The 9,894-nt window shown below is 65.8% G+C and carries 7 protein-coding genes; 4 read left to right on the top strand and 3 right to left on the bottom strand.

Annotated elements, in window-relative coordinates:
- Window positions 1-564 precede the first annotated feature (564 nt).
- Window positions 565-1,650: a porin gene (locus LK540_RS04820; protein WP_229435890.1), complete on the top strand. Its 1,086-nt coding sequence runs from the start codon at window positions 565-567 to the stop codon at window positions 1,648-1,650.
- Window positions 1,651-1,754: 104 nt separating this feature from the next.
- Here the strand turns inward: LK540_RS04820 and LK540_RS04825 are convergent, their stop codons facing one another.
- On the bottom strand, window positions 1,755-3,404 hold the full coding sequence (locus LK540_RS04825) for a long-chain fatty acid--CoA ligase (protein ID WP_229435891.1): 1,650 nt from the start codon (window positions 3,402-3,404) through the stop codon (window positions 1,755-1,757).
- 45 nt (window positions 3,405-3,449) lie between these two features.
- Window positions 3,450-4,667, bottom strand: a complete 1,218-nt coding sequence (locus LK540_RS04830; RefSeq protein WP_229435892.1) for an acyl-CoA dehydrogenase family protein — start codon at window positions 4,665-4,667, stop codon at window positions 3,450-3,452.
- A 219-nt stretch (window positions 4,668-4,886) separates the two neighbouring features.
- Between LK540_RS04830 and LK540_RS04835 the strand changes: the two genes are divergently transcribed.
- Window positions 4,887-5,333: a PaaI family thioesterase gene (locus LK540_RS04835; protein WP_229435893.1), complete on the top strand. Its 447-nt coding sequence runs from the start codon at window positions 4,887-4,889 to the stop codon at window positions 5,331-5,333.
- Between the two features lie 117 nt (window positions 5,334-5,450).
- Window positions 5,451-6,668: a YeeE/YedE family protein gene (locus LK540_RS04840; protein WP_229435894.1), complete on the top strand. Its 1,218-nt coding sequence runs from the start codon at window positions 5,451-5,453 to the stop codon at window positions 6,666-6,668.
- Here LK540_RS04840 and LK540_RS04845 read toward each other — a convergent pair.
- Complete coding sequence (locus LK540_RS04845) at window positions 6,649-7,476, bottom strand: hypothetical protein (protein ID WP_229435895.1); 828 nt, start codon at window positions 7,474-7,476, stop codon at window positions 6,649-6,651. The genes LK540_RS04840 and LK540_RS04845 overlap by 20 nt on opposite strands.
- 89 nt (window positions 7,477-7,565) lie before the next feature.
- On the opposite strand from LK540_RS04845, the gene LK540_RS04850 reads away from it, so the two are divergent.
- Window positions 7,566-9,761 (top strand): TonB-dependent siderophore receptor, encoded by a 2,196-nt coding sequence (locus tag LK540_RS04850; RefSeq protein ID WP_229435896.1) that lies wholly within the window; start codon window positions 7,566-7,568, stop codon window positions 9,759-9,761.
- Window positions 9,762-9,894 lie beyond the last annotated feature (133 nt).

The following is a 9,894-nucleotide window of genomic DNA, read 5'->3' on the forward strand; positions in this document are numbered from 1 at the left end:
GGTTGTCTGTCCGCTGGAGTCATGTAGTGCCCGCGCCGGTCGGCGACCGGAACGGCTGGACCGGCTGCCTTGCGTGCGCCAGGCGCAATGGGGCATTGTCGGTACGGGGCGCTATCGTAGCCCAAATCTGCACCATAAATTTCCAGCCTTCAATTATTATTAGACAGACATAGCGTAAGCCGCAAAAGTGATGAAAGAAAACAACATTCACCTGCGGGCAACGCCTGCCAGATCAACTGATTATTTCCACATGGAAATTATGTGGCGAACGCTGCCGTGCAAAAGTACACAATGGTCGTGCAGTTCCGCACAGCAGAACGATTTGCACCACGAGAGAGCGTTATGCGGTTACTTCATCCTGCCCTGTGGACCGGGTGAGACAAAAACGTGCACGCGACAACAGCTTTACTGCCGACCTACTAATAGTTGTTGACAGTGTTGACACATGAAAATAGAGTTTCACTATAGACGGCTGAGTTCCACCAAGAGAAACCGTGCCGCTATGCAACTTCAGTGCGATTGGCCTCGCCGGGGTCAAGCATGAATAATAAGGAGACAGCTTCAGTGAAAAAGCACATCATCGCGTTGGCCGCCCTCTGCGCCTGCATGTCCGCCGCATCCGCGCAAACCAGCGTGACGATCTACGGTATCGTCGACGCAGGCATCACCCATGTGAACAATGATGGCCCGAACGGCGGCCGCACCACTGTCGAAGCCGGCCAGATGGCCGTGTCGCGCTGGGGCTTCAAGGGCGTGGAAGACCTGGGCGGCGGCCTGAAGGCCCGCTTCGGCCTGGAAGGCACCCTCCTCAACGACACCGGCGCCGCCGGCGTCGGCACCGGCAACCCGTCGGTCACCAGCCTGTTCGACCGCGAAGCCACGGTCGGCCTGACCGGCAACTTCGGCTCGATCGACTTCGGCCGCCAGAACATCCTGGGCGTGCTGTCGGTCGGCATGGCCGATCCGATGGGCCTGGCCTTTGCCGCCACCAGCCCGAACGTGCTGTTCTCGGCGATGAACAACTCGGCCGTGTACGGCGCCTACGGCGCCAACGGCAGCGGCACCGCGCTGCGCCAGAATAACTCGGTGCGCTATGTCTCGCCATCGTGGAACGGCTTCGGCTTCGGTCTGATGCGCGCCTTCGGCGAGCAAGGCGGCGATTCGCAGCGCAGTTCCTACCAGGGCGTGTCGGCCTTCTACAACGCGGGCCCGCTGAACGTTGCCGGCGCCTTTGCGCGCATGAAGAACGCCACCAATACCGACCTGCTGAAGTCGCACGCGATCGGCGTCAAGTACACCCTGCCGCGCGTCGTGCTGAAGGGCACCTACTCGGAAAACGAGCTGGAAAGCACGAACCGCAAGATCGCCGTGTTCGGCGCCGGCGTCGACGTGCCGGTGGCTCCGAACATCACCCTGACCGGCGCCTTCTACAACACCAAGCGTTCGGGCGACCTGAGCGACGATTCGCAGCAGTACATCGCCATCGCCCGCTACGCGCTGAGCAAGCGCAGCACCGTGTACGCGTCGTACGGCCACGCCGCCACCGACACCGTCGTCACCGCCACCCAGATCAACCTGGCGCAAGGCGTGGTGGCCGTCGGCAGCGATTCGGCAAACCGCGTGACCGTGGGTGTCATGCACGCGTTCTAAGCTGCGGGAGGAACGACAAAGCCGGCAGGGTGCGAACCCTGCCGGCTTTTTTTCATGGCGCCGGCCGGATGTGCAGCCGCCGGCGCCCGTTCACTCACACGGCATTACAACCCGCGCCACTGCACCTTGCCGGTCGCCGACTTCGGCAGGCTGTCGCGGAACTCGACGATGCGCGGGCTTTTATACGCCGCCATGTTGGCATGCGACCAGTCGATGATGTCCTGCTCGCTCACCGTGCCGGCAAAGCCGTCCTTCAGCGCCACCACCGCCTTGACCGTCTCGCCGCGGCGCGCATCGTTCGCGGCCACCACGCACACTTCGCGGATCGCCGGATGCCGGTACATCAGCGTCTCGACCTCGGCCGGCCAGACCTTGTAGCCGGAAGCGTTGATCATGCGCTTCAGGCGGTCGACCATGAAGAAGTAGCCATCCTCGTCGACCCGTCCCAGGTCGCCGGTACGCAGGAAACGCTTGCCGTCGATCTCGACGAACGTGTCGCTGCTCGCCTGCGGGTTGTTCCAGTAGCCCTGCATCACCTGCGGCCCGTGCACGACGATTTCGCCGACCTCGCCCACGCCCAGTTCCCCCATGGTTTCCGGATCCACCACGCGCGCATCGACGTCGCAGATCGGAATGCCCAGGCATTGCTTCTTCGGGCGGTCGTTCGGGTTGATGTGGGTCGGCGCGATGGTCTCGGACATGCCGTAGCCCTCGATGTAGCGGATGCCCATCAAATCCTGCATGCGCTGGGCGATCGCGTCGGGCATGGCCGCCCCGCCGCCACTCAGGCGGCGGATGCTCGACAAGTCGTATTCCATCACGCGTGGGCTGGACAGCAAATCGACCACCATCGTCGAGATCAGCTGGGTCGCATTCACGCGGTAGCGGCGGATGCATTCGGCCGCGGTGTCGCGGTCCCAGCGCGCCAGCACCACCACGGTGCCGCCGCAGAAGATCGAGCCGTTCATCCCGCCCTGCATGCCGGTCACGTGGAAGAACGGCAGCACGCACAGCGCCACCGAATCCTGCTGGGCGCCGAACCACTGGATGCCGGCCACCGTGTTGTACATCACGCTGCGGTGGGTGTGCATGCAGCCCTTCGGGTGGCCGGTGGTGCCCGAGGTATACGGCATGCAGGCCAGGTCGTCCGGGCCTGCCGTCACCGGGCCGGGAACGCAGCCGCGCGCCAGCATGTCGCTCCACAGGGTCACCCCCGGGCCGGCGATGTGGCGGCGCGGCGCGGCCACGAAGTCCGGCACCTTGAGGTCGGTCTCGTGGTCGATGTAGTCCGAATAGGCGGCCACCAGCACGTGCTGCAGACCTGTTTCGCCCTCTGCAACCACCAGCGGCTCGACCTGGGCATACAGGTCCTGCGGCGCGAAGATCGTGGTGGCGCCGGTGTCGCTTACGTAGTGGCGCAGCTCCTCGAGCAGGTTCATCGGATTGACCGGCACCACCACCGCGTTGGCGCACAGGATGGCGTAATAGGCCAGCATGAACTGCGGGCTGTTCTGCATGTAGAGCAGCACGCGGTCGCCCTGGCGCACGCCGCATTCCTGCTCCAGGTAGCCGGCGATCTGCTCGACCTCGAGCTTGAATTCGCGGTAGCTCAGCGGCGTGTCGTAGAAGATCGAGAAGGTCTTGTCCGGGTAACGGGTGGCCGACACTTCCAGGTTGTAGAACAGATTCGTCTGCGGCACGGTCAGGTGCCGCGGCAGGCCCGTGGGCCAGAAATCGAGATGGCGCTCCGACATCGGCTGCCTCCTGTGTGGATGAACCGTAGGGATGAACGGTAGGGGTTAACGATACTGCGCCAGTTCCAGCTTGGCGATGGCGTTGCGGTGCACTTCGTCCGGGCCGTCGGCCAGGCGCAGCGAGCGCGCATTCGCGTAGGCCTGGGCCAGGCCGAAGTCCTGGCTGACGCCGCCGCCGCCGTGGGCCTGGATCGCCCAGTCGATCACGGTGCAGGCCATGTTCGGCGCGATCACCTTGATCATCGCGATCTCGCGAGCCGCCGCCTTGTTGCCGGCCTTGTCCATCATCTCGGCCGCGTTCAGCACCATCAGGCGCGCGCTGTCGATCAGGATGCGCGACTCGGCGATGCGCTCGCGCCAGACGCCCTGGTCGGCCACCTTGCGTCCGAATGCCACACGGTCCAGGGTGCGGCGGCACATCGCTTCCAGCGCCATCTCGGCGCGCCCGATCAGGCGCATGCAATGGTGGATGCGGCCCGGCCCCAGGCGGCCCTGGGCGATCTCGAAGCCGCGGCCTTCGCCGAGCAGGATGTTCTCGAGCGGCACGCGCACGTTCTCGAACAGCACTTCGGCGTGGCCATGCGGTGCGTCGTCGTAGCCGAAAACGTACATGTCGCGCACGATGGTGACGCCCGGCGTGTCGGTCGGGACCACGATCATCGATTGCTGGCGGTGGCGCTCCGGGTTGTCCGGGTCGGTCTTGCCCATGAAGATCATCACCTTGCAGCGCGGGTCGGCCGCGCCCGAGGTGAACCACTTGCGGCCGTTGATCACGTATTCGTCGCCGTCGCGCACGATGCTGGCGGTGATGTTGGTCGCGTCCGACGAGGCCACGTCGGGCTCGGTCATGGCAAAGGCCGAGCGGATCTCGCCTGCCAGGAGCGGCGCCAGCCAGCGTTCCTGGATGCCCGGGGATGCATAGCGCACCAGGGTTTCCATGTTGCCGGTGTCGGGCGCTGAGCAGTTGAAGACTTCGGAGGCGATCGGCACGCGGCCCATCAATTCGCACAGCGGCGCGTAGTCGAGATTGGTGAGGCCGGCGCCATGATCGGACTCAGGCAGGAACAGATTCCACAGGCCCGCCTCTTTCGCTTTCGCCTTCAGGCGCTCGATGGTGGGCGGGACGATGAAGGCATTGCCTGCCTTGCGGGCGGTGTCGACCTCGTGCTTGTAGGCTCCTTGCGCGGGGACGATTTCGGTATCGATGAACTGCTTCACGCGGCGCTGCAGCTCCAGCGCGCGTTCGGAAAACTGGAAAGCCATATGTCTCCTGTTTGTATTTATAGTACCGCAGAGTAAAACCAAGTTTTACTGCAGATGAGTGTAGCAGCGCCAAATTTGGAAGACAATGCGCGAACCGCAGAGCGAAATGGTATTTTCGGCACAGCGTATTGCAGGGTTGACACCATGCCGCCTGTGTTTTACTGTGCAGAATCGAGATGCCGCTAATAGAACGGCGCACAAGGCTTAAACATGACATCAATGGACATTGGCACGGACGTGCCGGCAGGCTTCGAACGCCTGAAACGCGGCGGCCCTTACATGGCCAACCTCGGCGACCTGTATTGCAGCCGCGAGAACGGCGCCATCATCATCGGCATGCGCATTACCGAGAACCACACCAACATGCGCGGCATCGCGCACGGCGGCATGCTGTCCAGCCTCGCCGATTCGGCGCTCGGCCTGGGCCTGACCATGCATTGCGAGGGACGCCAGTCCTTCGTCACCGTGAACCTCAGCACCGACTTCGTCGATGCGGCCCGTCCCGGCGACTGGGTCGAGGCCCACGTCGACATCCAGAAGCTGGGCGGACGCGTGGCGTTTGCGAACTGCTACCTGCAGGTGGGGTCGAAACGCATCCTGCGCGCCAGCGGGGTATTCGCGGTGATGAATGCGCTCACGCCGGAGCAGCTTGCCAAGGGCTATTGAGGACCGCCAGGGCCGCTTGCGAGAAGCGCAACGGCCCTGCCAAAACGAAGCAGCCTCCAGCAGAAAAGGGCAAAAAGCGCGAAAATAGCGGGTTACGTCATTACGCTCGTTCACGCCATGTCCAATTCAGCATCCTTGTCCGCAGCGCCGCGGATCGGCATCAATCCGAAGCCGCTCGCGGTATCGCTCTTCCTTATCCTGGTCGGCGCCCTGTACCTGATGCAGGTGGTCGACGCGCGCCAGGCCGCGCTGTATGTCGTTGGCGCGCTGCTCGGCGTCGCGCTGTACCACGCCGCCTTCGGCTTTACCTCGGCCTGGCGCGTCTTCATCGCCGACGGCCGCGGCGCCGGCCTGCGCGCGCAGATGATCATGCTCGCCGTCGGCGTCGCCCTGTTCTTCCCGGCGCTTGCCAACGGCACGCTGTTCGGCACCCCGGTCTCCGGCCTGGTGTCGCCGGCCGGCACCTCGGTGGTGGTCGGCGCCTTCATCTTCGGCATCGGCATGCAGCTCGGTGGCGGCTGCGCCTCCGGCACGCTGTACACCGTGGGCGGCGGCAGCACGCGCATGCTGGTCACGCTGCTGTTCTTCATCATCGGCTCGGTGATCGCCACCGCGCACATGCCCTACTGGACATCGCTGCCGCAACTGAAACCGGTCTCGCTGGTCACGGAGCTCGGCCTGTTCCCGGCCCTGCTGCTGAACTTTGCCGTGTTCGCGGCGATTGCCGGCATCACCGTGGTCGTGGAGAAGCGCCGCCACGGCCGCCTGGTCAACCCGAGCACGCCGACGGCGCGCCGCGCGTCGTGGATGTACGGGCCATGGCCGCTGGTCGCCGGCGCCATTGCCCTGGTCGTGCTGAACTTCGCCACGCTGGCCCTGGCCGGCCGCCCCTGGGGCGTGACCTCGGCCTTTGCGCTGTGGGGCGCCAAGGCCGCAAGCGCGATGGGCATCGACGTCGCCAGCTGGACCTACTGGTCGACCAAGGCGAATGCCGCCGCGCTGGCAGCGCCGCTCTCCAAGGACGTGACCACGGTGATGGACATCGGCATCGTGCTCGGCGCGATGCTGGCCGCCGCCCTGGCCGGCCGCTACGCACCGGTGTGGCGCCTGCCGCTGCGCTCGCTGATCGCCGCCGTGGTTGGCGGTTTGATGCTGGGCTACGGCGCACGCCTGGCCTACGGCTGCAACATCGGCGCCTACTTCAGCGGCATCATCTCGGGCAGCCTGCACGGCTGGCTGTGGCTGGTGTTCGCGTTTGCCGGGAATGTGCTCGGCACCCGCCTGCGTCCGCTGTTCGGCCTGGAAGTCGAGCGCATCAAGGCGAGCGGCTGCTGAGCAAACGCAGCGCCAGCACCCAGCCGATGACCGGCGAGGCACCGTAGCCGATCACCGGAATCGGGTAGTTGCCCAGCAGGCCGGCCAGCACTAGGCCGGCCCAGAAGCCGGCAAACGCATAGCCGGCGCCGCGCTCGCCCGCTATATGGACCGTCAGCAGGAAAGGCAGCGGCAGCAGCGCAAGCAGGATGGCCGCCGCGGCGCCCAGCAAACGCGCAGCCGTCCAGGTGCGCGCGACGATTTCCTCGACATACGGCACCGGCGCCAGGCTGTCCGGCCGGGTCCAGCCCCAGGCCGCCAGGCACCAGGCCAGCACGCACAGCGGCAGCAGCGTCTTCCAGTGCCGGCGCTCACCCAGCAGCAAGCCGCTCAGGCCCAGCGCCAAGGCCAGGCTTGCCGCGCCATCGTTCCCCAATCCGAAGCAGAGCACCGTGGCGCCCGCCAGCGCGGCGCACAGCGCGCTGCCGGGAGCACGTGCCAGCGCCAGCAGCAGGAACGAACCGAACAGGCTGGCCGGATGCAGCAGCACCGGCCCGACGCGCAGCCAGCGCCGCGCGCCATCGATCTCGACCCCGGCGAACAGCACTGCAGCCGCAAGCAGCAGGATGGCGGCGCTCGTCCAGCGCGCATCAAACGCATCGATCACGCTGGCGACGCGCCCCGGCGCCGCCAGCAGCGCCGCCAGCACAAACGCGCCCGCCTGGATCGCGATGTTGCCGTTCGGCGCGCCGGCCACGTGCAGCGACAGCAGGCTGACCACGGCAGTGGCCAACACCAGCAATGGGACAGCGTACGCGGGCAGTCGCATCGAATCTTCTCCTTTTAGTTAAATAAACGTAACGCTTTGCGGCTGAACTCGGCGACAATAACGCACCCTTGCATTCCTGTCACCGCCTCATGCTCCGTCCATCGCTCGTCCTGCTCTGCCTCGCCGCCCAGCCAGCCCTGGCCCAGACCGTCGCCACCCCCGCCACCGATCCCGCCGACGCCCAAGCGGTGCGCAAGGAGGACGCCAAGCCTGCCGAAAAAATCCAGCGCGTCGAAGTCCGGGGCGCGAACACCTATGATGCGCGGCGCGACGATACCGCCAGCCGCATCGTGGTCTCGAGCGAGGAAATCCAGCGCTACGGCGACACCTCGGTGCTCGACGTCTTCAAGCGCCTGCCGGGCATCACCGTCAGCGGCGCCTCGGGGCGCGGCGGCGAGATCCGCATGCGCGGCCTGGGCAGCGGCTACACGCAGATCCTGCTCAATGGCGAGCGCGCGCCGGCCGGCTTTTCGATCGACCAGCTCTCGCCCGACGTCATCGAGCGCATCGAGATCCTGCCGGCGGCCAGCGCCGAGTTTTCGACCCAGTCGATCGCCGGCACCATCAACATCGTCCTCAAGAAGACGGTGAAAAAAGCGCAGCGCGAACTCAAGCTCGGGGCCGGCAAGAGTGCGGACACCACCAACCCGAACGCCAGCCTGCAGTTGTCGGACCGGGCCGGCAAGCTGTCGTATTCGCTGGGCGCGAATGCCACGGCCTACGACTTCGACCGCGCCTCGCCGGTCGAGGAATCGCAGATCACGCCCGCAGGCGACATTGTCATGCTGCGCCGCACCGCCCAGCAGGACCGCGGCCGCTCGAAGAACCTGAACCTGGCGCCACGCCTAAACTGGACTGGGGAGAACGGCGACACCCTCACCTCGCAGAACATCTTCAACTACAACCACAACAGCTTCCACGGCGATGGCGTGACCAGCACCCTGCTCGGCCGCCCGCCGCTGTACGACCTGCGCGACACCAACAACCGCGCGAACAACGCCTTCCTGCGCTCGGACCTGAACTGGACCCACGCCCTGGCGAGCGGGGCCAAGCTGGATGTGAAGGTCGGCGTGAGCGGCATGCGCAACCGCGGCACCTGGCGCGAGTTCGACTATGCCGGCGGCCCGCTGGCGCGCGAGTCCACGGTCTGGAGCAAGACCTCGGAGCGCGGCATCACCTCGACCGGCAAGTACGCCACCACCTGGCGCACCGGCCACGCCTTGTCGGCCGGCTGGGACGGCGGCCTCACGCGGCGCAACGACGCGCGCGTCGAGGACGAAGGCTTCCCCCTGAGCGGGCGCGACGCCTTTGCCGACGAGCGCTACCGGGCCCGGATCGAGCGCCTGGCGCTGTTCGTGCAGGACGAATGGAGCATCACGCCGCGGTGGTCGATGTATGCCGGCCTGCGCTGGGAAGGGCTGGAGACGACCAGCGAAGGCAATACCTTCGACGATACGCGCAACCGCAGCAGCGTCTGGAGCCCGCTGGCGCAGACCCTGTACAAACTGCCCGACAGCCGCGACCAGGTGCGCCTGGCGCTGACCCGCACGTACAAGGCGCCGCCGGCCAGCAGCCTGATCCCGCGCCGCTTCACCACGCCGAACAACAGCCAGACCGATCCCGACTACCGCGGCAATCCGGATCTGAAGCCGGAACTGGCGACCGGCATCGACGCCTCGTACGAGCACTACTGGGGCGAGAAGGCATTGCTTTCCGCCAGCGTCTCGGTGCGCCGCATCCAGGACTACACGCGCCAGGGCCTGGTGGTCGAGAACGGGCGCTGGATCCAGACGCCGGTCAACGACGGCGATGCGCTCACGCGCAGCCTGGAGCTGGAAGCGAAGTTCCCGCTGTCGTCGCTGCGCGAGAACGTGCCGGATGTCGACCTGCGCGCCAGCGTCTCGCGCAACTGGTCGCGCGTGGACGCCGTGCCCGGACCGGACAACCGCCTCGACCAGCAGACGCCCTTCTCCGCCACCCTCGGCATCGACTGGCGCGCCCGCGGCGGCAAGCTGAGCGCCGGCTCCAGTTTCGCCTTCAAGAGCGGCGGTCCGGTCCGCATCAACGTCGAGCAGTTCGGCTACCAGAGCGTGCGGCGCGACCTCGACATGTATGCGCTCTACAAATTCAACCCGCAATACCAGTTGCGCGTGGCGCTGTCGAACCTGCTCGCGCAGGACTACATCGGCGATTCGCGTTATGTAGACGAGAATGGTACGCTGCGCCGGACCAGCATCTACCCCGGCCGCACGATGGCGCGCGTGACGCTGGAAACCCGCTTCTGAACAGCGGGGGTCAGGTTGAGAGGGTCCGGGATTCATGGACATCCAAATAGTGGACAATATGTCCCTGGAGGATTTACATGACAAACAAGCAGTTGCCATCGAAGCGGGAGATCGTTCCCGCTTCATCGGACTC

The organism is Massilia sp. IC2-278, from assembly GCF_020708045.1.
Classification (GTDB): Bacteria; Pseudomonadota; Gammaproteobacteria; order Burkholderiales; family Burkholderiaceae_D; genus Telluria.